This is a genomic window from Clostridium sp. OM05-5BH, assembly GCF_003481505.1.
In the GTDB taxonomy this organism is placed as follows: Bacteria; Bacillota; Clostridia; order Lachnospirales; family Lachnospiraceae; genus Otoolea; species Otoolea fessa.
The window spans coordinates 38,577-61,329 of the sequence record NZ_QULJ01000011.1; the positions used below are offsets into that span (position 1 = coordinate 38,577).

The 22,753-nt window shown below is 50.5% G+C and carries 18 protein-coding genes and 1 tRNA gene; 16 read left to right on the forward strand and 3 right to left on the reverse strand.

The window, feature by feature from the left end; translation table 11 throughout:
* Window positions 1–153 precede the first annotated feature (153 nt).
* The 9 genes from scfB to DXB70_RS12200 all read left to right on the forward strand — a co-directional run bounded on the left by scfB (window position 154) and on the right by DXB70_RS12200 (window position 12,764).
* Window positions 154–1,557: a thioether cross-link-forming SCIFF peptide maturase gene (gene scfB / locus DXB70_RS12160; RefSeq protein ID WP_118523804.1), complete on the forward strand. Its 1,404-nt coding sequence runs from the start codon at window positions 154–156 to the stop codon at window positions 1,555–1,557.
* A gap of 19 nt (window positions 1,558–1,576) precedes the next feature.
* Window positions 1,577–3,739 carry a protein translocase subunit SecD gene (secD, locus tag DXB70_RS12165; protein ID WP_117796027.1) on the forward strand — a complete coding sequence of 721 codons (2,163 nt, stop codon included), beginning with the start codon at window positions 1,577–1,579 and terminating at the stop codon, window positions 3,737–3,739.
* A 17-nt stretch (window positions 3,740–3,756) separates the two neighbouring features.
* Window positions 3,757–4,893 (forward strand): tRNA guanosine(34) transglycosylase Tgt, encoded by a 1,137-nt coding sequence (gene tgt, locus DXB70_RS12170; RefSeq protein WP_118524726.1) that lies wholly within the window; start codon window positions 3,757–3,759, stop codon window positions 4,891–4,893.
* Between the two features lie 17 nt (window positions 4,894–4,910).
* Window positions 4,911–5,186, forward strand: a complete 276-nt coding sequence (gene yajC, locus DXB70_RS12175; RefSeq protein WP_022359870.1) for a preprotein translocase subunit YajC — start codon at window positions 4,911–4,913, stop codon at window positions 5,184–5,186.
* Between the two features lie 342 nt (window positions 5,187–5,528).
* Window positions 5,529–6,614 (forward strand): 3-isopropylmalate dehydrogenase, encoded by a 1,086-nt coding sequence (leuB, locus tag DXB70_RS12180; RefSeq protein ID WP_117796026.1) that lies wholly within the window; start codon window positions 5,529–5,531, stop codon window positions 6,612–6,614.
* A gap of 107 nt (window positions 6,615–6,721) precedes the next feature.
* Window positions 6,722–8,398, forward strand: coding sequence for a dihydroxy-acid dehydratase (gene ilvD / locus DXB70_RS12185; RefSeq protein ID WP_107001470.1), 1,677 nt, complete (start codon window positions 6,722–6,724; stop codon window positions 8,396–8,398).
* Window positions 8,399–8,637: 239 nt separating this feature from the next.
* Complete coding sequence (gene ilvB, locus DXB70_RS12190) at window positions 8,638–10,320, forward strand: biosynthetic-type acetolactate synthase large subunit (protein WP_107001471.1); 1,683 nt, start codon at window positions 8,638–8,640, stop codon at window positions 10,318–10,320.
* 54 nt (window positions 10,321–10,374) lie between these two features.
* Window positions 10,375–11,460, forward strand: coding sequence for a 3-phosphoserine/phosphohydroxythreonine transaminase (gene serC, locus DXB70_RS12195; RefSeq protein ID WP_118629249.1), 1,086 nt, complete (start codon window positions 10,375–10,377; stop codon window positions 11,458–11,460).
* 140 nt (window positions 11,461–11,600) lie between these two features.
* Window positions 11,601–12,764 carry a phosphoglycerate dehydrogenase gene (locus DXB70_RS12200; protein WP_022359875.1) on the forward strand — a complete coding sequence of 388 codons (1,164 nt, stop codon included), beginning with the start codon at window positions 11,601–11,603 and terminating at the stop codon, window positions 12,762–12,764.
* Between the two features lie 199 nt (window positions 12,765–12,963).
* Here DXB70_RS12200 and DXB70_RS14430 read toward each other — a convergent pair whose 3' ends face one another.
* Complete coding sequence (locus tag DXB70_RS14430) at window positions 12,964–14,295, reverse strand: M23 family metallopeptidase (RefSeq protein WP_347559619.1); 1,332 nt, start codon at window positions 14,293–14,295, stop codon at window positions 12,964–12,966.
* A gap of 264 nt (window positions 14,296–14,559) precedes the next feature.
* Between DXB70_RS14430 and DXB70_RS12215 the strand changes: the two genes are divergently transcribed.
* Window positions 14,560–15,009, forward strand: a complete 450-nt coding sequence (locus DXB70_RS12215) for a PaaI family thioesterase (protein ID WP_182427970.1) — start codon at window positions 14,560–14,562, stop codon at window positions 15,007–15,009.
* 15 nt (window positions 15,010–15,024) lie between these two features.
* On the opposite strand, the gene DXB70_RS12220 is transcribed toward DXB70_RS12215, so the two are convergent.
* Window positions 15,025–15,837 carry an MBL fold metallo-hydrolase gene (locus tag DXB70_RS12220; RefSeq protein WP_118673409.1) on the reverse strand — a complete coding sequence of 271 codons (813 nt, stop codon included), beginning with the start codon at window positions 15,835–15,837 and terminating at the stop codon, window positions 15,025–15,027.
* A gap of 373 nt (window positions 15,838–16,210) precedes the next feature.
* Here DXB70_RS12220 and DXB70_RS12225 point away from each other — a divergent pair, with 373 nt between their 5' ends.
* Both DXB70_RS12225 and DXB70_RS12230 read left to right on the forward strand, forming a co-directional pair.
* Window positions 16,211–18,148, forward strand: a complete 1,938-nt coding sequence (locus DXB70_RS12225; protein WP_118469418.1) for a fructose-1,6-bisphosphatase — start codon at window positions 16,211–16,213, stop codon at window positions 18,146–18,148.
* A 90-nt stretch (window positions 18,149–18,238) separates the two neighbouring features.
* Complete coding sequence (locus tag DXB70_RS12230) at window positions 18,239–18,739, forward strand: DUF1700 domain-containing protein (protein WP_118469419.1); 501 nt, start codon at window positions 18,239–18,241, stop codon at window positions 18,737–18,739.
* Between the two features lie 183 nt (window positions 18,740–18,922).
* Here DXB70_RS12230 and DXB70_RS12235 read toward each other — a convergent pair.
* Window positions 18,923–18,995 (reverse strand) — tRNA-Gln (locus DXB70_RS12235).
* Window positions 18,996–19,278: 283 nt separating this feature from the next.
* Between DXB70_RS12235 and DXB70_RS12240 the strand changes: the two genes are divergently transcribed.
* The 4 genes from DXB70_RS12240 (at window position 19,279) to DXB70_RS12255 (ending at window position 22,742) form a co-directional block, all read left to right on the forward strand.
* On the forward strand, window positions 19,279–19,995 hold the full coding sequence (locus tag DXB70_RS12240; RefSeq protein ID WP_118293429.1) for an acyl-ACP thioesterase domain-containing protein: 717 nt from the start codon (window positions 19,279–19,281) through the stop codon (window positions 19,993–19,995).
* A 135-nt stretch (window positions 19,996–20,130) separates the two neighbouring features.
* A complete protein-coding gene (locus DXB70_RS12245) occupies window positions 20,131–20,964 on the forward strand; it encodes a S1-like domain-containing RNA-binding protein (RefSeq protein ID WP_107001477.1) in 834 nt (277 codons plus the stop codon).
* A 21-nt stretch (window positions 20,965–20,985) separates the two neighbouring features.
* On the forward strand, window positions 20,986–21,360 hold the full coding sequence (locus tag DXB70_RS12250) for a RidA family protein (RefSeq protein WP_107001478.1): 375 nt from the start codon (window positions 20,986–20,988) through the stop codon (window positions 21,358–21,360).
* Between the two features lie 293 nt (window positions 21,361–21,653).
* Window positions 21,654–22,742, forward strand: a complete 1,089-nt coding sequence (locus tag DXB70_RS12255) for a helix-turn-helix domain-containing protein (protein WP_107001479.1) — start codon at window positions 21,654–21,656, stop codon at window positions 22,740–22,742.
* Window positions 22,743–22,753: the final 11 nt, after the last annotated feature.

The window sequence follows — 22,753 nt, forward strand, 5'->3', positions numbered from 1 at the left end:
ATAAATCAGAGCTTTTCATGAGTGGGAGAGCTGGAGTCTGAGAAAACGCAGAGTTGACACAGGGAGGCAGACAAGACGGAGCGCGGTCCGAGGAGAGGACTGCATATGTTCCGGGTTGTCTGCCTGCCTATGTCTTATAGAAGGAGAAAGACAGTGATTCATCAGTATATAAATAATGGATATTATATCGTACTGGATGTCAACAGTGGCTCCGTCCATTCGGTCGATCCGCTTCTGTACGATGTGATTTCCTTTTTATCGGAGCGGATTCCGGATAGCGAGAAGCCGTTTCAGATTGCCCAGTCCCTGAAAGACGAGACGGCGGCAGCATTAAAAGAGAAATACAGCCAGGAAGAGATCAGAGAGGCGTTTGAGGACATTCAGGAGCTCATCGATCAGGAAGAACTCTTTACCGCTGACATTTACAAAAACTTCGTTATGGATTTCAAGAAGCGCCAGACGGTTGTCAAGGCACTCTGCCTGCATATCGCGCATGACTGCAACCTTGCCTGTCAGTACTGCTTTGCAGAAGAGGGCGAGTATCATGGACGCAGAGCGCTGATGACCTTTGAGGTCGGCAAGAAAGCGCTGGATTTCCTGATTGCCAATTCTGGAAACCGCCGGAACCTGGAAGTCGATTTCTTCGGCGGCGAGCCGCTGATGAACTGGCAGGTGGTTAAACAGTTAGTCGAGTACGGACGTTCCCAGGAAGAGGCGCACAACAAGAAATTCCGTTTCACACTGACCACCAACGGCGTTCTGTTAAACGATGAAATTATGGAATTCTGCAACCGCGAGATGGCAAACGTCGTGCTCAGTCTGGATGGACGAAAAGAGGTCAACGACAAGATGCGCCCATTCCGCAACGGAACCGGAAGCTACGACCTGATCGTGCCGAAGTTCCAGAAATTTGCAGAAAAGCGCGGAGACCGCGATTATTTCGTGCGTGGTACCTTCACACACAACAACCTGGATTTTGGCAAAGATGTCCTGCATTTTGCCGATCTTGGATTCAAGAAAATGTCGGTTGAGCCGGTCGTAGCACCGGATGAAGAGCCCTACGCGATCAAAGAAGCGGATCTTCCGCAGATTCTCGAGGAATATGACCGTCTGGCAGCAGAGTATGTCAAGAGACACAAAGAGGGACGCGGCTTCACGTTCTTCCACTTTATGCTCGATCTGACACAGGGACCGTGCGTGGCAAAACGTCTGTCCGGATGCGGTTCAGGAACTGAGTATCTGGCAGTTACCCCGTGGGGCGACCTCTATCCGTGCCATCAGTTTGTAGGAAACGAAGATTTCCTGCTCGGCAACGTGGATACGGGCGTGACCAACACGGCAGTCCGCGACGAGTTCAAGCTCTGCAATGTCTATGCGAAAGATAAATGTCGGGATTGCTTTGCCAGATTTTACTGCAGTGGCGGCTGTGCGGCCAATTCCTACAACTTCCACGGTTCCATCACGGATGCGTATGATATCGGGTGCGAGATGCAGAAAAAACGTATCGAGTGCGCGATCATGATAAAAGCTGCTCTTGCAGACGGCTCTGACGAGTAGAGAACAAGGAGAGAGAGGAATGAAGAACAAAAAAGGAAAAAGCTTCCTGGGGATGCTGCTCCTTCTGATTGCCATCGGCGTATTCGGCTATTTCGGCTATTCGACGATGAATCAGATCAAGCTGGGTCTTGACCTGGCTGGCGGTGTCAGCATTACCTATCAGGCGAAAGAAGAAAATCCGTCTTCCGAGGATATGGCGGATACGATCTACAAGCTCCAGCAGCGTGTACAGAATTACAGTACCGAGGCGGAGGTTTACCAGGAGGGTAATAACCGTATCAACGTAGATATTCCGGGTGTATCGGATGCCAACGCGATTCTGGAAGAGTTAGGAAAACCGGGTTCCCTGATTTTCGTGGACTCTGAAGGAAATCAGATCCTTGATGGTAAACAGGTTGCCAGCGCGAAAGCCGGCATGACCGAGGATAAGGCGACCGGTTCCAAGGCGTATGTCGTTTCTCTGACCTTTACCGAGGAAGGTAAACAGGCATTTGCTGAGGCGACCACGAATGGCGTCGGAAAACCAATTTATATCATTTATGATAACCAGATTATTTCTGCTCCGACCGTCCGTGAGGCGATCACAGGCGGACAGTGCCAGATCGACGGCATGGCGGATTATGAAGAGGCAAATAATCTTGCGTCCACGATCCGTATCGGTTCCCTGTCCCTGGAGCTGGAAGAGCTGCGTTCCAACGTAGTTGGCGCGAAGCTGGGCCAGGAGGCGATCTCCACCAGCTTAAAGGCAGGTCTGATCGGATTTGCCATTGTCATTGTATTTATGATTGCCGTATATCTGCTTCCGGGTCTGGCTGCATCTCTGGCTCTGTGCCTGTATGTCGGTCTGATCCTGATCCTGCTGGTAGCATTTGAGGTGACCCTGACGCTTCCGGGCGTGGCTGGTATCATCCTGTCGATCGGTATGGCGGTGGATGCGAACGTCATCATTTTCACCCGTATTAAAGAGGAGATTGGTCTGGGAACATCCGTCAAGAATGCGATCAAGGCAGGTTTCGCCAAGGCACTTTCCGCGATCATCGACGGAAACGTAACCACCCTGATTGCGGCAGCGGTTCTGTTCTGGAGAGGTTCCGGTACCGTCAAGGGCTTTGCGGCGACGCTGGCAATCGGTATCGTGCTTTCTATGTTCACGGCGCTGTTTGTAACCAAATTTGCCCTGAACTGCTTCTATGAGATGGGCTTTGAGGATGCGAAGTTCTACGGATGCCGCAAGGATATGAAGACGCGTCCGTTCCTGAAATTCCGCAAGCTTTACTTTGCTCTGTCGCTCGTGATCATTCTGGCAGGCGTCGGCAGCATGGTTCACAATCAGTCTTCGATGGGTGTGCCGCTCAACTACAGCATGGAGTTCAGAGGCGGTACTTCTACAAACGTTACCTTTAACGAGGATATGTCTCTGGAAGATATTTCCTCCCAGGTGGTTCCGGTGGTAGAAAAGATTACCGGCGAAGCTGGCACACAGACCCAGAAGGTAGCCGGAAGCAACGAGGTTATCATCAAGACACGTACCCTGAACATGGACGAGCGCGAAGAGTTAAACCAGGCGCTGGCGGATCAGTTTGGTGTGGATAAAGAGAAGATCACAGCCGACAGTATCTCCGGTGCGGTCAGCCAGGAGATGAAGCGCGATGCGATTGTGGCGGTTACGATTGCGACGATCTGCATGTTGATTTACATCTGGTTCCGTTTCAGCAACATCACGTTCGCGGCGGGCGCGGTTCTTGCCCTGATGCACGATGTGCTGGTTGTCCTGACCTGCTATGCGATGCTGCGCTGGTCGGTTGGTTCGACGTTCATCGCCTGCATGCTGACGATTGTCGGTTACTCAATCAACGCGACGATCGTTATCTTCGACCGTATCCGTGAGAATATGAAGCTTCTGGGCAATAAAGAGTCCGCTGAGACGATCGTCAACACCAGTATCAGCCAGACCCTGACGCGAAGCATCAACACGACGCTGACGACCTTCGTCATGGTCCTGATTCTTTATATCCTGGGTGTATCTTCCATCCGTGAGTTTGCTCTTCCGCTGATGGTAGGTCTGATCTGCGGTACGTATTCGTCCGTATGCCTGTCCGGCTCTGTCTGGTATGTGCTGAATAAAAAGCGCATGGAGAAGAATGCCAAACCGGCTGGCAAGAAGGCAAAGGCAGAGAAGTAAAAAGTATAGGAAAAAAGATGGAATACAAGATTTTATACAAAGATGGCCGCGCAAAACGCGCGGAAATGAAAACGGTCCACGGAACCATCCAGACGCCTGTTTTCATGAATGTCGGCACGGTGGCGGCGATCAAGGGCGCGGTTTCGACCGATGATCTCCGCACGATCGGCACGCAGGTGGAACTTTCCAATACCTATCACCTCCATGTCCGTACCGGCGACAAGCTGATCCGACAGTTTGGCGGTCTGCACAAATTTATGAACTGGGATCGCCCGATCCTCACGGATTCCGGCGGATTTCAGGTGTTTTCCCTGGCGGGACTGCGGAAGATTAAAGAAGAGGGCGTTTATTTTAACTCCCACATCGATGGTCACAAGATTTTCATGGGACCGGAGGAAAGTATGCAGATTCAGTCCAACTTAGGTTCGACGATCGCGATGGCATTTGATGAGTGCCCGCCGAGTCTTGCCGATCGGGACTATGTACAGAAATCAGTGGAGCGCACGACGCGCTGGCTGGCGCGCTGCAAGGATGAGATGGCACGCCTCAATGCACTGCCGGATACGGTCAACCGGGAACAGCTCCTGTTTGGTATCAATCAGGGCGCGGTTTATGAGGATATCCGTATCGAACACGCGAAGGAAATCAGCAAAATGAACCTCGACGGCTATGCGGTTGGCGGTCTGGCAGTTGGCGAGAGCCATGAGGAAATGTACCGGATTCTGGATGCAGTCGTTCCGCACCTGCCGGAGGACAAGCCGACTTATCTTATGGGCGTTGGCACACCGGCAAACATCCTGGAAGCGGTAGACCGGGGCGTTGATTTCTTTGACTGTGTGTACCCGTCCCGGAATGGACGCCACAGCCATGTATACACGAACCATGGCAAATTAAATCTCCTGAACAGCAAATATGAGCTGGATCCGCGCCCGATCGAGGAAGGCTGCGGCTGTCCGGCATGCCGTTCTTACTCCCGCGCATATATCCGCCACCTGTTTAAGGCGAAGGAAATGCTGGGGATGAGATTATGCGTCTTGCATAATTTGTATTTTTATAATAAAATGATGGAAGAGATTCGCGACGCGATCGAACATCACTGTTATGCTGAGTATAAAGCAAAGAAACTTGCAGGCATGATGGGTGAATCGAACTAAAGGAGGAAATATACCACATGAGCAGCACAAGCGGAATGATCGTTTACCTTGTATTTATCATTGCCATCTTCTATTTTATGGCAATCCGTCCACAGTCCAAGGAAAAGAAAAAACAGGCAGAACTGATGGCAACCGTAGCAGTAGGCGACAGCGTTCTGACATCCAGCGGCTTCTACGGCGTGATTATCGATATGACCGATGATACTGTAATCGTAGAGTTCGGAAGCAACAAGAACTGCCGCATCCCGATGCGTAAGGATGCAATCGTTCAGGTTGAGAAACCGGAAGTCTAAGAAGAACGGTAAGAAAGTGAGAGGATCGCAGCTCCCGATGGGGGCGGCGGTCCTTTTTTTGTGTAACAGGAAATTCCTTGGAATTCCCTATTACACAAAAAGGCACTAACGTGCCAATGATGCGCACTCGCGCGAAGCAGAAACATGTCGCAAGCGACCGCGCTCGGCGCGAGAATGTGCCAAGGCACATTCTTTTTTATTTTACAGATAACCCCAGGTTATAGAATAAATTCCAAATTACTATATGGGGAATACCGGTTTTCCTTCGTCAGAAGATTGCAAAATAGGACGGAATCCGATATGATAAAAAGTAACCGTTTGAAACAAGGGAGGTATTTTATTATGAATTGCAATATTACTGTGATTCCGGGCGACGGAATCGGACCGGAGATTGTGAGAGAGGCATGCGGCGTGCTGGACAAGGTGGGCGCCGTCTACGGTCATACATTTAATTATACAAAAATCCTGATGGGCGGCTGTTCCATCGACGAGTACGGCGTACCGCTGACCGATGAGGCACTGGAGACCGCGAAAAAGAGTGATTCCGTCCTGCTCGGTGCAGTCGGCGGCAACGTGGGAAATTCCCGCTGGTACGATGTAGCTCCGAACCTGCGTCCGGAGGCCGGTCTTCTTGCCATCCGTAAAGGTCTGGGACTGTTCGCGAATATCCGCCCGGCATACCTCTACAAAGAGCTGGCAGATGCCTGCCCGTTAAAGAAAGAGATCATCGGCGACGGCTTCGATATGGTTATCATGCGTGAGCTGACCGGCGGTCTGTACTTCGGTGACCGTTACACGAAGGAGATTGATGGCGTGACGACCGCGGTAGATACCCTGACCTACAATGAAAATGAGATCCGCCGGATCGCAATCAAGGCATTCGATATCGCGATGAAGCGCCGCAAGAGCGTTATTAGCGTCGATAAGGCAAACGTACTGGATTCCTCCCGCCTGTGGAGAAAGGTAGTCGAGGAAGTTGCTAAAGATTATCCGGAAGTTACCCTGACCCATATGCTGGTTGATAACTGCGCGATGCAGCTTGTCATGAATCCGGGACAGTTCGACGTGATCCTGACTGAGAACATGTTTGGCGATATCCTTTCTGACGAGGCAAGCATGATTACCGGCTCCATCGGTATGCTGTCTTCGGCCAGCTTAAACGAGGGCAAATTTGGTCTCTACGAGCCGAGCCACGGTTCCGCACCGGACATCGCGGGCAAGGACATCGCAAACCCGATCGCAACTATTCTTTCCGCAGCGATGATGCTCCGCTATTCCTTCGATCTGGATAAGGAAGCAAAAGCCATCGAGGATGCCGTACAGCAGGTACTGACCGAGGGCTACCGTACCGTGGATATCATGGCGGATGGCTGCAAGCAGGTTGGAACCGTTGAGATGGGCAGGCTGATCTGTGAGAGAATTAAATAGAAAGATTGCAAAAATTTCATAAATGCGATAAAATCAAAGATAAACGTAAAAACCGCCCCTGTCACCAGGGGCGGAGGTCGTCGAAAGAGATAGAAGGAGACGAAAAGATGAAAAGTGATGCAGTAAGAAAAGGGATGCAGCAGGCACCTCACCGTTCTTTGTTTAATGCACTCGGTATGACGGAAGAGGAGATGAACAAACCTCTCGTCGGTATCGTAAGTTCTTATAATGAGATTGTTCCGGGACACATGAACCTGGACAAGATTGTAAATGCCGTGAAGCTGGGTGTAGCGATGGCTGGCGGCACACCGGTTGTATTTCCGGCGATCGCAGTCTGTGATGGTATCGCTATGGGACATGTCGGCATGAAATATTCTCTGGTTACCCGTGATCTGATCGCAGATTCCACCGAATGTATGGCGCTGGCACATCAGTTCGATGCGCTGGTTATGGTTCCAAACTGTGATAAAAACGTACCGGGACTTCTGATGGCAGCAGCCCGCGTCAATGTACCGACTGTATTTGTCAGCGGCGGTCCGATGTTAGCCGGTCATGTAAAGGGACAGAAGAGAAGTCTTTCCAGCATGTTCGAGGCAGTTGGTTCCTACGCAGCAGGCACCATGACGGAAGAAGATGTGAAAGAATTCGAATGTAAGGTCTGCCCGACCTGCGGTTCCTGTTCCGGTATGTACACCGCCAACAGCATGAACTGCTTAACAGAGGTACTCGGCATGGGCCTTCAGGGCAACGGTACGATCCCGGCAGTTTACTCCGAGCGAATCAAACTGGCAAAACACGCTGGTATGAAGGTTATGGAGATGTATGAGAAAAACATCCGTCCGAGAGATATTATGACAGAAAAGGCATTTTTAAATGCACTGACCGTGGATATGGCACTCGGATGTTCTACCAACAGTATGCTGCATCTTCCGGCGATTGCACATGAGGCAGGCGTAGACCTGAACATGGAGCTGGTCAATGAGATGAGCAAGCGCACCCCGAACCTGTGCCATCTGGCACCGGCAGGTCCGACCTATATGGAGGATCTGAACGAGGCAGGCGGCGTGTATGCGGTTATGAATGAGCTGTCCAAGAAGAACCTTCTGAATCTGGACTGCATGACCGTAACCGGCAAGACCGTTGGCGAGAATATCAAGGGCTGTGTCAACAAGAATCCGGAGGTTATCCGACCGATCGACAATCCGTACAGCCAGACTGGCGGTATTGCGATCCTGAAAGGAAACCTGGCACCGGATACAGGCGTTGTAAAACGTTCTGCCGTTGCACCGGAGATGCTGGTACATCAGGGACCAGCGCGTGTATTTGACTGTGAGGAAGACGCGATTGCAGCGATCAAGGGCGGCAAGATCGTGGCTGGCGATGTTGTTGTCATCCGTTACGAGGGACCGAAGGGCGGTCCGGGCATGCGTGAGATGCTGAACCCGACTTCTGCCATCGCAGGTATGGGACTTGGTTCCAGCGTAGCTCTGATCACAGACGGACGTTTCTCCGGCGCATCCAGAGGTGCATCCATCGGACACGTTTCTCCGGAGGCGGCAGTCGGCGGACCGATCGCGCTGGTTGAGGAAGGCGATATTATTTCCATCGATATCAACAATAACTCCCTGAACGTACTCGTATCCGACGAGGAGCTGGCAGAGAGAAGAAAGAAATGGCAGCCGAGAGAACCGAAGGTTACGACCGGATACCTGGCACGTTACGCAGCGCTTGTAACGAGCGGAAACCGGGGCGCAATCCTGGAGGTTCCGAAGACACAGAAGTAATCATTGCGGGCTTCAGACAGGTGCTTTTGAGACGGAAAGTACTGCTTGATGCCAAAAGGCAGTGGATGGGACGATTTATCAGGCTGCCCCTACGGAGAGCTTGACAGCGCGACAGACGCTTTCGGAAGCTTTGCGGGGATATGTACTCTCGGAGTTTTTCAGCCCCGCTTTTGCGGTTGATGAAAGCCCGGGAGTATATGCATTTAAAATGGTTTAAGGAAGGAAAGCAGGTTAGACAGATGAAGACATTGACAGGAGCAGAGATTGTCATTGAATGCTTGAAAGAGCAGGGGGTAGACACGGTGTTCGGTTATCCGGGCGGCGCGATCCTCAACATTTATGATGCACTTTATAAACACAAGGATGAAATCACCCATATTTTGACCTCTCATGAACAGGGAGCGTCCCACGCGGCAGACGGCTACGCGAGAGCAACCGGTAAGGTCGGTGTGTGTATGGCGACATCCGGTCCGGGAGCTACAAACCTGGTTACGGGTATTGCAACGGCTAACCTGGATTCCATTCCGATGGTAGCCATCACCTGTAATGTAACGACAGGCCTTCTTGGAAAAGACAGCTTCCAGGAGATCGACATTCTGGGTGTTACCATGCCGATCACGAAATATAATTTTATCGTTAAGGATGTCACGAAGCTGGCAGATGTGATCCGTCGTGCGTTCGTGATTGCTAAGAGTGGCCGTCCGGGTCCGGTTCTGGTGGATATCACCAAGGATGTGACGGCAGCGGCCTGCGAGTACGAGCCGAAGGAACCGCAGCCGATCGAGCGCGAGACAGAGCTGATCCGTGAGGAAGACATGGAAAAGGCGATCGAGATGATCAAGGCGGCGAGAAAACCGTTTATTTTTGTCGGCGGCGGTGCAGTGGCGTCAGATGCTGCCAATGAATTAAGTGCATTTGCACATAAAATTCAGGCACCGGTGGGTGACAGCCTGATGGGTAAAGGTGCATTTGACGGAACCGATGTCCTTTATACCGGTATGATCGGTATGCACGGAACCAAGACATCCAACCTCGGTGTGGCAGAGTGCGATCTGCTGATCGTTGTAGGCGCGCGTTTCAGTGACCGTGTTGTGGGCGATCCGAACCATTTTGCAACCAATGCAAAGATTTTACACATAGATATCGATCCGGCGGAGATCAACAAAAACATCCAGACCGATGCGAGCATTATTGGTGATGTCAAGATTATTCTGCGTAAGCTAAACGCGCGTCTGGATCCGATGAACCATGACGAGTGGCTGAGCCACATTGAGCGTCTGAAAGATATGTACCCGCTCCGCTACAACAAGGAAGTTCTGACCGGTCCGTATATCATGGAAGAGATCTACAAGGTAACCGGCGGCGATGCGATCATCTGTACCGATGTCGGACAGCATCAGATGTGGGCGGCACAGTATTATAAATACAAACGTCCGAGACAGCTTCTGACCTCCGGCGGTCTGGGCACCATGGGCTACGGTCTGGGCGCAGCGATTGGTGCGAAGATGGGCTGCAAGGATAAGACGGTTATCAATATTGCCGGAGACGGCTGTTTCCGTATGAACATGAACGAGATTGCGACGGCAACTCGCTACAATATTCCGGTTATCGAGGTTGTATTTAACAACCATGTTCTGGGTATGGTGCGCCAGTGGCAGACCCTGTTCTATGGAAAACGCTATTCCCAGACGGAGCTTTACGATCAGATGGATTTCGTCAAGGTGGCAGAGGGCATGGGCGCGAAAGCATACCGTATCACGAAGAAAGAGGATGTGGAGCCGGTGCTGCGCGAGGCGATCAGCTTAAATATCCCGGTTATGATCGAGTGCCAGATCGGCAGCGATGACAAGGTATTCCCGATGGTTCCGGCTGGAAAACCCATCGAGGAAGCGTTTGATGAGATTGACTTACGCATCGAATAGTTGTAAAATGGGGGCAATTATCACATTTTTGTGTAAGACAGGAGGAGATTTATTATGAGCAGAGTCTATAACTTTTCGGCAGGTCCGGCAGTACTTCCGGAGGAGGTACTGAGAGAGGCAGCGGCAGAGATGCTGGATTACCAGGGCAGCGGCATGTCCGTCATGGAGATGAGCCACCGCTCCAAGGATTTCCAGGCCATCATTGATGATGCAGAGAAGGATCTGCGCGAATTGATGCAGATTCCGGACAATTACAAAGTATTATTCGTACAGGGCGGCGGCAATATGCAGTTCGCCATGGTTCCGATGAACCTGTTCAAAAATAAGGTGGGGGATTACATCATCACCGGACAGTGGGCAAAGAAAGCATATCAGGAGGCAAAGATGTTTGGTACCGCCAACGCGATTGCATCCAGCGCTGACAAGACCTTTTCCTACATCCCGGATTGTTCGGACCTTCCAGTGGATGAGGACGCAGATTACGTGTATATCTGCTTAAATAACACTATTTACGGAACCGTATACCACGAGCTTCCGAACACCAAGGGCAAGACACTGGTAGCAGACATCTCCTCCTGTTTCCTGTCAGAGCCGCTGGATGTGAGTAAGTTTGGTATTCTCTGGGGCGGTGTCCAGAAGAACGTAGGTCCGGCTGGTATGGCGATCGTCATCATCCGCGAGGATCTGATCACTGAGGATGTTCTTCCGGGAACACCAACCATGCTGCGCTACAAAACATACGCAGACAATGACTCTCTGTACAACACACCGCCTACATACACCATCTATATGTGCGGCAAGGTATTTAAATGGCTCAAGAAAATGGGCGGTTTAAGTGCCATGAAGGAGCGCAACGAGAAGAAGGCGAAGATCCTTTACGATTTCCTCGATGAGAGCAAGCTCTTCAAGGGTACTGTTGAGAAAAAGGATCGTTCCCTGATGAATGTACCGTTCATCACCGGCGATGCAGATCTGGATGCCCTGTTTGTCAAGGAAGCCAAAGAGGCAGGCTTTGTGAACTTAAAAGGTCACCGTACCGTCGGCGGTATGCGTGCCAGCATCTACAACGCAATGCCGATCGAGGGCGTTGAGAAATTAGTTGCTTTCATGCGTGAATTTGAGAAAAAACATACAAATTAGTCAATTTTAAAATTTATGCCATTGCTGCGGCGAAAGGGAGGGGGAATCCGTTCCTTTCTGCTGCAGCAGTGGACTTTTTAAAACAAAAACAGCCCGCGTATGGGAAGATTTGAAATTTTGAAAGAAAAGAGAGTTAAAAAATGAGAAAAATCCATTGCCTGAACCCGATTTCCAAGCTGGGAACCGGTTTACTGACCGAAAATTATGAGATGACTGACAACCTGGCGGAGGCAGAGGGCATTCTGGTCCGCAGTGCTGCTATGCATGATCTAGAACTTCCGAAGGGACTGCGTGCCGTTGCACGTGCCGGAGCGGGCGTCAACAACATTCCGCTTGACAAGTGTGCGGAGGCTGGTGTTGTCGTATTCAATACACCGGGCGCTAATGCAAACGGCGTCAAAGAGCTGGTGCTGGCTGGCATGCTGCTGGGAGCCAGAGACGTAGTCGGCGGCATCGACTGGTGCAAGGAGCAGAAGGACAATGAAAATATTTCCAAAGATATGGAGAAGGCGAAAAAGAAATTTGCCGGTCATGAGATCCGCGGCAAAAAGCTTGGCGTTATCGGACTGGGCGCCATCGGCGCAGAGGTTGCAAACGCAGCTGCAGCGCTTGGCATGGAAGTATACGGCTATGACCCGTTCATTTCTGTCAAAGCAGCGTGGATGCTTTCCAGAGACGTAAAGCACATCACATCTGTTGATACGATCTATCAGGAATGCGATTACATCACCGTTCATGTACCGCTGCTTGACAGCACCCGCCAGATGATCAACAAAGACAGCCTGGGACAGATGAAGGACGGCGTGGTTATCTTAAACTTTGCGCGTGACCTTCTGGTAAATGACGACGATATGGCAGAGGCGCTGGCTTCCGGTCGTGTAAAACGCTATATCACCGATTTCCCGAATGCAAAAGTAATGCAGATGCCGAACGTCATCGCAACCCCACATCTGGGCGCATCCACAGAAGAATCCGAGGATAACTGTGCCGTGATGGCAGTCAAAGAGCTGATGGATTACCTGGACAATGGTAATATCAAGAATTCCGTCAACTTTCCGAATTGCGATATGGGCGTGTGCACAACCGTAGGTCGTCTTGCACTTCTTCATAAGAACGTGCCGAACATGATCGGACAGATTTCCTCGATCCTGGCATCGACTGACATGAACATCGCAAACATGACGAACAAGAGCCGTGATAAATACGCTTATACGCTGGTTGATCTGGAGACCAAGGCAGACGCGGCGACGATTGAGAAGCTGAAAGCTATTCAGGGTATGATGCGCGTGCGCGTGATCAAATAATAAGTTTTATTGAAAACAGCCGGAGAAAGTGCGGTTTTGGGTGCACCTTTTCCGGCTGTATTTTTATGGATTGCAGAATGTTTTTATTGAAGAATCTCTGCATGGCTTTTTAACGTGATAATTATATGTATATATTGGTGAGAAACTGTCAGTGGCGGGTTATATTAAGCGACAGGATTGACTTGGTAAGAAAACTTTGTCATGGGGTGGAAAATTGATCGATACTAGGATCTTTCATTTCATAAACACGCGTCCATTCTTTGGTGCCTTCTTTCTTGACGGTCTCGGAGCGGTTTATCGCCAGAAAACGGATCAGTTCATAGCAGTCAATCCAGATTTCGTTGTTTCCTTCTTTCTGGGATTCGTCAAAAATGAGCTGCAATCCGAAATGCAGGTGCGGTTCAGCAATGTTGTTGGTGTTTTCAGTGCTGCTGTAGCCGGTGTGCCCGAGATAACCAATCACGTCCCCGGCGGTGACAAGGCTGCCCTCTTTTAGGTTTGACTGGTAGGGGTAGTCTTTGCGTAAATGTGCATAATAGTAGTATCGTTTCCCGTCAAAGCTGCGGATGCCGATGCGCCAGCCGCCGTACTGGTTCCAGCCGAGCGCCTCGACGCGCCCGGATTCCACAGCAATCACAGGCGTTCCCGTCTGCCCCATCATATCATGCCCGAGATGCCGTCTCCGGTAACCGTAGCTGCGGGAGACACCGAAATCGTCATAGTGGCTGTAGGGAAAGTTTTTCGCTAGTGGGAGAAACGCTTTCAGACCATATTTGGTAACCCAGACTTTTTCCTCACCGGAGGGAGTCAGGGGGACAGCGTCGGGATCGGAGAGAGTGGGGGCTGGGGTTTCGAGAGAAGTTTGTGTGTTGGATGAGGCTGAAGTTTCTGGTGAAGCTTGACTGGCTGAGTCGATTGTGTCTGTACCAGTTGTGGTTGCTGTTGTGGTTGCTGTTGTGGTTGCTGTTGTTGGTGGTGGTGGCGTTGCGTAGGAAGTATTGGCAGCCGGATCCCCTTCCTGTATCTGCGCGTCCGCCAGTGCAAAAGCCGGTGCTTCCGATTTCGGAATCTCAATTTCATACAGTCCGACCATTCCATCCAGAACCGCGCCGTAAGCCTCACGATAATAGGCAAAAGAGGTCATATTTTTCGTCAATTCTTCCACTGTAACGCCATTTTGGAGCTGTTCGGCAGCTTCCGTCATATCGGACGCCTGATAATGCGAAAAATCGCCCCCGTAGCGCGCCCCCAGGTAGGCGAGCAGATCGACCCAGTTCAGGTGGAGATCCTGCTGGCAGGTATCAACATCATAGCGGAACGCCTGTGTCATGGCGTCGGCGGTCACATTGAAATCCACCCAGCGGATGAAATGTTCCGACGCATTCCCGGTCGTGACCTGACGGCTGTTCGGGCGCTGGAAGGACCAGCTGACAAAGAGCGCCGCAATGGCGCAGATTTCCAGTGCAATGATAACAGAACTTCGTTTCAAGACAGATCCCTCCTGTGCGATAGTATTTAAATGCGAAGCCACGGCAAATTCTGTTAGTGGGCACGTATGCGTGAACAATAACATTTTTGCAATCTGATAAGATTGTATGAGAGGATGGGAGAAAGTATGAGTCCATCTTTGGAAAAATATGAGAAAAAGCGTTTGAGGCGAGGAAAAAGGATGGGCTGATTCAGGCAAACAGATTATATCAGAGAGAAAAGTGATAGAAAAAATAGAAGAAAACAATAGATGACCTGCAGAGAGATAAAAAAGAGAGTAAATCATATATACAAGGAGATACATGAAATGGAAAAGAAGGAAGAAAAGAAAAAGCCGTCCGGCTCATTCTCAGAAGTCTGGGACAAGCGCGGACAGGAGACGGATGCAGCCAATGATTTCCGGAAGAAAATCGAGATGGAGATCACCGAGGCACGCCCGGGCTATGCAGTTGGAGAGATTGTATTGAAACCGTGGCATATGAATATCTTAGGTATCGTGCACGGCGGCGTCCTGTATTCACTGGCGGATACCGTGGGTGGCACCGCAGCGATGACCGGGCGCGACTACGCAGTCCCGACCGTGGATGGCACGATCCATTATCTGAAAGCTGGAAAAAACACATCCAAAATCATCGCCCGGGCGCAGGAAATACAGAATGGTTATGCATTTTCGGTGTGCGAATGCAAGATTTATGATGATAAGGAGACGCTGCTGGCATCGGCAACGATGACGTATTATCATTTGAGGAAGAGGTAGAGCTGCAAGATACAATCACAGCTCTATCACACTCCCATCCTCCGGTACCAGTAAATCCCCGTGATAATATGCTTCCCCTTCAGCGCGGTACAAAGCGGCGCGTTCCGGATAAGTCTTATCTTCAGTGTGCCACAGAATCAAATGCCGCGCACCGAGGCGTTCGGCGAGTTCGCAGGCGTCTTTGACGGTGCTGTGATGTTTTTCATAAGGGGAGAAGATTTCCCGGTCGCGGTAGAGGCAGAAGGCTTCATGGAAGAGCCAGTCGGCGCCTTTGGCAAATTCTTCGCAGAGCGGGTTCAGCGGCTCGTCGCCCGGGCAGCAGACGATCTTGCCGTCCGGCAGCACGGCGCGGAAGCCGAACTGGCGCGCCTTGGTCGAATGAATGTCAAAGAAGGTGACCTCCATATCGAGAATCTGCCGGGTTTCGCGGTCAGAAACCGGGATAAGCTGGATCGGACCGCCGATCAGGTCGCAGAATTTCTTCTGGAGTGTCAGGCGGCAGAGGGTCTGAATCGTGTCGATCAGCCCGTCGTGGCAGTAAATATGAAAAATTCCCTCATAATTTCCCTTTTTGATGGCAGTGCCAATCATCCGGATCATCCAGATCACGCCGAGAATGTGGTCGGTGTGTTCGTGTGTCACGAAGAGATGGTGGATGCGGTTTAATGGAACCTGCATTTCTTCCAGAATCCGCAGGATGCCATTGCCGCCGCCGGCGTCTGTCATGAAATATTCCTCGCCGGAGCGGATGGCGAAGCAGGTATTATAATAACGTGTCATCGTGGCGTTGCCGGTGCCAAACACGTAGAGAGTGTGTGGTTCTGTCATGAATGTTCCTCCTGTATTTATGTATGGAAAAAAATGTTTCTGTTCACGGGTAGGCACTTTAGGAACTGAAAGTGCCGAAAATATATTTTGACCCTGATCTGAATCTATGCTACTATAAATCTATCAAAAAGGCAAATGCAATGTAGATAATGTGCTGTTTACCCAAAGCCAACGGTTACTGTTCACACACGTGTGCCCAGCAACGGGATTTTGCCGATGCTACGCATTCCAAATCGGCAAAATCTGCTGCCGGAACTGTATCGTACGGAATTTTCAGTTCAGAAAATTCCTACCTGTGAACAGTTACAGCCAACGCGACGATAACGAGTCAAAACAATATCCGGGCAGACAGCGCAGTTTGGGAGCTGATAACATGAGGGATTTAGCATATTTGAAGCTGCTTTCGCGGGAGTATCCGAATATCCGGGCGGCGGCGAGTGATATTATTAATTTACAGGCAATCTGTGGACTTCCGAAGGGCACGGAATATTTTTTCAGTGACCTGCACGGTGAGCATGAGGCGTTTATTTATCTGCTCCGCAGTTCGTCGGGTATTATCCGGGAGAAGATCCGCGAGACATTTGGACATATTATTTCGGAGGAGGACGAGGTACGGCTGGCGAACCTTATCTATTATCCGGAAAAAATGATCAATCAGATCAAACAGGCGAACGAATACACGGAGGACTGGCAGAAGACGGCGGTCTACCGTCTGGTGCAGATCTGCCGGGAGGTTTCGTCGAAATACACCCGTTCCAAGGTAAGAAAAAAGATGCCGAGGGAATTTTCGGGTGTGATCGATGAGCTTTTATATGTCGATAATACCGATGACAATAAGACGGAGTATTACAGCGAACTCATCAATACCCTGATTGACGTCCGGGTGGCGGACAGCTTTATTGTCGTGATCTGCAGCCTGATCCGGAGTCTGACGATCGATAATCTTCATATCCTGGGCGATATATTTGACCGTGGTCCGAGGCCAGATATCATTCTGGAGGAACTGATGCATTTCCATGATGTGGATATCCAGTGGGGCAATCATGATATTTCGTGGATGGGCGCGGCGACGGGCAACCGGGCGTGTATCTGCAATGTTTTGCGTATGGCGCTCGGTTACAATGGATTTGATGTATTGGAGGACGGCTACGGAATTAACCTGCGCCCGCTGTCGATGTTTGCGGAGCGCGTGTACCGGGACGATCCGTGTACCTGTTTTCTGCCGCAGATTCTTGACAAAAATATTTACGACGCAGTGGATCCGAAGCTGGCGGCGAAGATGCACAAGGCGATCGCGGTGTTACAGTATAAGGAAGAGGGGCAGATCATCAAGCGCCATCCGGAGTACGGGATGGAAGAGCGGATACTTCTGTCAGCGATTCGTTATGACCGCGGCACGGTCACGATCGATGGAAAAGAGTATCCGATGCGCGACATGAATTTCCCGACGGTGGATCCGGCGGATCCGCTGCGGCTGACGGACGAAGAGGAAGAGCTGCTTCACACGCTGGAGCTGTCGTTCCGCCACAATGCACGGCTGCATGAGCATGTCCGTTTCCTATATTCCAACGGAAGCATGTATAAATGCTGCAATTCCAACCTGCTCTATCACGGCTGTATCCCGATGACGGAGAATCGGGAATTTGACGGTCTGATGGTGGGCGGCAAGATGTACCGCGGCAAGGAATTGATGGATTTTATTGACACACAGGTTAAAAATGCCTATTTTCTTCCAGAGGACGCGCCGGAGAAGGAGGCGTGCCGCGATTTTATGTGGTATCTGTGGAATGGTGCGAAATCGCCGGTATTTGGAAAGGACAAAAACCGCAGCTTTGAGCATTATTTCATTGAGGATCCGGAAGTGATGAGAGAGACGATGAACCCGTATTACCAGCTCAGTGAGGAAGAAGAGACCTGCGATATGATTTTGAAGGAATTTGGACTTCCGACGAAGGGCTCGCATATCATCAACGGGCATATGCCGGTGAAGATTAAGAGTGGAGAGACACCGATCCGGGCTGGCGGCAAGCTCTTCATCATTGACGGCGGGCTGTCGAAAGCCTACCAGGAGCGGACGGGAATCGCCGGATATACGTTGATTTTCAATTCGCACCATCTCGCGCTTGCGGAACACAAGCCATTTGACCCGGAGCGCGAGCGGACGCCGAAGGTATATATTGTGGAGAAAATGCAGAAGCGCATCACAGTGGCGGATACCGACGAGGGCAAGGAGCTGGCGGGTCGCATCGAGGATCTGAAAGAGCTCTTGAAAGCGTACCGGAGCGGACTTTTGAAAGAGCGCGTGCGCTGAGGCAGTTGAAAAGGACGGGAACTGGAAGCTTGTTTCTTTCGGCTGGGTAAAACGGGAGAAGCGGGACGGTTTGAGGAATAAGGAGACAAGATGAGAAAGACAGAGTTTTTACAGGAGCTTCGGGAGGCGCTGGACGGCGAGGTTTCGGCTTCAGTCATCCAGAGCAACATAAGCTATTACGATCAGTATATCCGCCAGGAGGCGGCGAAAGGGCGCAGGGAGGAAGAAGTGATCGAGGAGATCGGCAGCCCACGCCTGATTGCGAAAACCATTATCGACAGCAGCGAGGGCGCTGGGGAGACCGGCCAGGGCGGTTCGTACACTTCGGGAGACGCTGCCGGGAGCGGGCGCACAGCGTCCTCCTACAACGGCGGTTTTTCGGAGCGGGACGACAGCGGTCTGCCGCCGAACTTCCATTACATCGATTTGAACAAATGGTACTGGAAGGTGATTCTCAGCGTGGTGGTTATCGCGATCTTATTTGTGCTGTTTGCACTGGTCGGAGGTATTTTCACCATCCTGATTCATCTGGCGGGACCGATTCTTCTGATTTGGCTGATCTATACATTTATTAAGAATATTTGGAAATAGAAAAGAACCCCTGCCGCCGGCTGTGAGGGATGACCGGAGCGGGGGTTCTTTTCTTGTTTTCTCGCAAACATATGGAGGTTTATTGAGTTGAAAAATGTTGTATTATGGAACATTTCAGAGGGAGTTTCCATAATACAAAAAAAGCACTTGTCATGCCGTCTTTGGCAAACAAATGCTTTTTAGCTGGGCTACAAGGATTCGAACCTTGAAAATGACGGAGTCAGAGTCCGTTGCCTTACCATTTGGCGATAGCCCAATGAATTGAACGATTTGTATTATACTGTAAGGGAACAGATTCGTCAACTACTTTTTTCGCTTTTTTGATAATTTTTTTTGTTTGGGCGGCTGCTGTGGCAGAAACCGCGCCATGCGTCCGGCAAATTCTGCAATATTCTGGGTCTGTAAGTAGACAACGTGGTTCGAATCGGATATAATGAGTTTCATGACAGAATGTTAAGGCAATATAGGACGAAACGGCAGATGGCGGATGCGCGGAGATGGTGCGGGGAGCCGGAAGCCGGAAAGGAAAAGAGAGCGATATGTATACATTTGACAGCCGGGTCCGGTACAGTGAGACGGATGAAGAGGGAAATCTTTCTGTAGTGGGAATCATGAATTATCTTCAGGATTGTTCGACGTTCCAGTCGGAGGATCTGAAACTCGGAATTTCCTATCTGAATGAGGAAAAACGGGCGTGGTGGCTGAGCGGATGGCAGATAGAGATTCTCAGACAGCCGCATTTTGGCGAGCGGATCCGTATTTCGACCTGGCCGTATGGGTTTAAGGGAATCTATGGCTACCGGAATTTCACGATCGAGGATGAGATGGGAAACCCGCTGGTGCGGGCGGATTCGACCTGGTTTTACTACGATCTGGAAAAAGGATGCCCGGTGCGGGTGCCGGAAAGCCAGTTGGAGGGCTACCAGATTGAAGATAAACCGCTTGCAATGCCGCCAGCGCCGAAGAAAATCCGCCTGCCTGAGACGTATGAGACGGCGGCGCCGGTCACGGTGGAACGCCATCATCTCGATACGAACCGGCACGTGAACAATGCACAGTATGTGGCGATTGCGCGTGAATTGCTGCCTGTGGACTTTGCACTCGGAGAACTGCGAGTGGAGTACCGGAAGGCGGCAGTGCTTGGGAATGTGATGTACCCGAAACTGGCGCAGGTGCCGGAAGGATACGTGGTATCGCTGCAGGATGCGGAAGGTCAGGTGTATGCGAATTTGTGGCTGGCAAGGACTGGTTTGTAAAGAGTTTGTATGTAGCAGTGAAGAAACTGAATCATTGCAGCCGAAGAAAGATTCGGCGTGGATTGTCTGCCAGTGAATGAAAAATGCAACCGTTAAATAAAAAAAGAGATCGGCAGAAAAGAGAGGACGAATGACATGATTGAACTGGGAAGAGTACAGGAACTGATGGTAGTGCGGGAGAAAAACTTCGGCGTGTATCTGGGACAGAAGAAAGATGATGCGGCGGCGGTCCTGCTTCCGAAGAAACAGGTGCCGGAGGGCACAAAAGTGGGCGATAAGCTCAAGGTATTTATTTATAAAGATTCCGAGGATCGCCTGATTGCGACGACCTCGATGCCGAAGCTGGAACTGGGCGGGACGGCGGTTTTGAAGGTCAAGGATGTATCGAAGATCGGCGCCTTTCTCGATATGGGGCTGGAAAAAGATCTGCTGCTCCCGTTTAAAGAGCAGGTATATCCGGTTCGCGCCGGGGAAGAGTGCCTGGTAGCGCTGTATATCGATAAGAGCGGTCGTCTGGCGGCGACGATGAAGGTATATTCGTATCTTTGCAGTGATGCGCCGTACAAGAAGGACGAGTGGACCGAGGGACGCGTCTATGAGATCAATGAAAATCTGGGCGTGTTCGTGGCAGTGGCAGACCGCTATTTCGGTCTGATTCCGAACCGTGAGCTGTATGGAAAATGCCGTCTGGGCGAGGTTTTAAAGGTACGCGTGACGAAGGTGCGCGAGGATGGAAAAATGGATTTGAGCCTGCGCGAGGTGGCGTACCGTCAGATGAATGCGGATGCCGAGGCGGTGCTGGCACGTCTGAAAGAAAAAAACGGCGTTCTGCCGTTTAATGACCGCGCGGAGCCGGAGATTATCCGCCGCGAATTTAATCTAAGCAAAAACGCGTTCAAGCGTGCGGTTGGACACCTTTTAAAAGAAGGAAAAGTAGAGGTAAACGAAGATTCTATCCGTTTAAAATAAAAGACAAAGGAGAGATTTGACATGAAGAAAGTAATCAGCACAACCAATGCACCGGCAGCGATCGGCCCGTATTCCCAGGCAATCGAAGTAAATGGAATGGTATTTGCATCTGGTCAGATTCCGGTCAATCCGGCAACCGGCGAGATCCCGGAGGGAATCGAGGCTCAGGCAGAGCAGGTTTTAACCAATGTAAAGAATCTTCTGGCGGCAGCAGGTGCTTCCATGGAGCAGGTTGTAAAGACCTCCGTATTTATCCAGAACATGGATGATTTCGGAAAAGTAAATGAAATCTATGCGAAATATTTCGAGGGCGCATGCCCGGCACGTTCCTGCGTCGAGGTATCTAAACTTCCGAAGGGCGTCCTGATGGAGATGGAAGCGATCGCAGCAAAATAAGAATGAATCGCATATTTGGAAAATTTCGCCGGAAAAACAAGTTCCAGTCTGTGAAAATCCCGGCGTGTGAGGGCAAAATGACGAAAAAATTCACTTTTTTTCGTCCGCCCTCTTTTTTTTTTCGTCACTTTGCTTTAAAATAAAGGGAAAGATCCGTCCAAGATTCAGATGGGGAACGGTTATGGTCCACAGGCACAGATTGCCGGAGGGGTAACAAACGGGTTTGGGGAATGACAGGTTGAAAGACCCGGAAACACAGCTGGACGGAGGATAAAAGAAAAGGAGAGAGGAATATGATTTCGAACCAGATACTCCAGACAAACATTGAGGGGTTAAAAGGAATTACGCGTGTCGATCTCTGTATCTGTGATACGGAAGGCAAGGTGCTGGCATCCACATTTACTGGCGCTGAGGAATATGAGAGTGCAATTCTGGCTTTCGTAGACTCTCCGGCGGACAGCCAGGTGATACAGGGATATCAGTTTTTCAAGGTGTTTGACGATCACCAGTTAGAATATATACTTCTTGCCAAGGGCGGAAGCGACGACGTATACATGGTCGGCAAGATGGCGGCATTTCAGGTTCAGAACCTGCTGGTAGCTTATAAGGAGCGCTTTGACAAGGACAATTTTATCAAGAACCTGCTGCTTGACAATCTGCTTCTGGTTGACATTTATAACCGTGCGAAGAAGCTGCACATCGAGACGAACGTCAAGCGGATCGTATTTATCATTGAGACGCAGCATGAGAAGGATGTGAATGCACTTGAGACCGTCCGCAGCCTGTTCTCGACCAAGACGAAGGATTTCATCACGGCAGTGGATGAGAAGAACATTATTCTAGTCAAGGAAGTGAAACCGGGCGAGACTTACGACGATCTGGAAAAGACAGCCACATCCATCGTAGATATGCTCAATACCGAGTCACTGACACGTGTCAGCGTGGCATTCGGTACGATCGTCAACGAGATCAAGGACGTATCGCGTTCTTATAAAGAGGCGAAGATGGCGCTGGATGTAGGAAAGATTTTCTACAGCAGCAAAAATGTGGTCGCATACAGCAAGCTGGGAATCGGACGTCTGATCTATCAGCTGCCGCTGCCGCTGTGCCGGATGTTTATCAAGGAAATTTTTGATGGCAAATCGCCGGATGAGTTTGATGAGGAGACTCTTACGACAATCAACAAGTTCTTCGAGAACAGCCTGAACGTATCAGAGACTTCCCGACAGCTTTACATCCACCGCAATACCCTGGTATACCGTCTGGATAAGCTCCAGAAGAGCACGGGATTGGATCTGCGGGTGTTTGAGGATGCGATCACATTTAAGATTGCCCTGATGGTTGTAAAATATATGAAATACATGGAAAACCTGGATTATTAAGCCAAATTGCT

What these genes read in the sequence shown, in the direction of transcription:
- tgt (WP_118524726.1), top strand. Translation starts at nt 3,757, where the DNA reads ATGGAATACAAGATTTTATACAAAGATGGCCGCGCAAAACGCGCGGAA.
- DXB70_RS12230 (WP_118469419.1), top strand. Translation starts at nt 18,239, where the DNA reads ATGAGAAAGACAGAGTTTTTACAGGAGCTTCGGGAGGCGCTGGACGGC.
- serC (WP_118629249.1), top strand. Translation starts at nt 10,375, where the DNA reads ATGAGCAGAGTCTATAACTTTTCGGCAGGTCCGGCAGTACTTCCGGAG.
- DXB70_RS12245 (WP_107001477.1), top strand. Translation starts at nt 20,131, where the DNA reads ATGATTGAACTGGGAAGAGTACAGGAACTGATGGTAGTGCGGGAGAAA.
- DXB70_RS12240 (WP_118293429.1), top strand. Translation starts at nt 19,279, where the DNA reads ATGTATACATTTGACAGCCGGGTCCGGTACAGTGAGACGGATGAAGAG.
- DXB70_RS12225 (WP_118469418.1), top strand. Translation starts at nt 16,211, where the DNA reads ATGAGGGATTTAGCATATTTGAAGCTGCTTTCGCGGGAGTATCCGAAT.
- DXB70_RS12215 (WP_182427970.1), top strand. Translation starts at nt 14,560, where the DNA reads ATGGAAAAGAAGGAAGAAAAGAAAAAGCCGTCCGGCTCATTCTCAGAA.
- ilvD (WP_107001470.1), top strand. Translation starts at nt 6,722, where the DNA reads ATGAAAAGTGATGCAGTAAGAAAAGGGATGCAGCAGGCACCTCACCGT.
- secD (WP_117796027.1), top strand. Translation starts at nt 1,577, where the DNA reads ATGAAGAACAAAAAAGGAAAAAGCTTCCTGGGGATGCTGCTCCTTCTG.
- DXB70_RS12255 (WP_107001479.1), top strand. Translation starts at nt 21,654, where the DNA reads ATGATTTCGAACCAGATACTCCAGACAAACATTGAGGGGTTAAAAGGA.
- DXB70_RS12250 (WP_107001478.1), top strand. Translation starts at nt 20,986, where the DNA reads ATGAAGAAAGTAATCAGCACAACCAATGCACCGGCAGCGATCGGCCCG.
- DXB70_RS12200 (WP_022359875.1), top strand. Translation starts at nt 11,601, where the DNA reads ATGAGAAAAATCCATTGCCTGAACCCGATTTCCAAGCTGGGAACCGGT.
- yajC (WP_022359870.1), top strand. Translation starts at nt 4,911, where the DNA reads ATGAGCAGCACAAGCGGAATGATCGTTTACCTTGTATTTATCATTGCC.
- ilvB (WP_107001471.1), top strand. Translation starts at nt 8,638, where the DNA reads ATGAAGACATTGACAGGAGCAGAGATTGTCATTGAATGCTTGAAAGAG.
- DXB70_RS12220 (WP_118673409.1), bottom strand. Translation starts at nt 15,837, where the DNA reads ATGACAGAACCACACACTCTCTACGTGTTTGGCACCGGCAACGCCACG.
- leuB (WP_117796026.1), top strand. Translation starts at nt 5,529, where the DNA reads ATGAATTGCAATATTACTGTGATTCCGGGCGACGGAATCGGACCGGAG.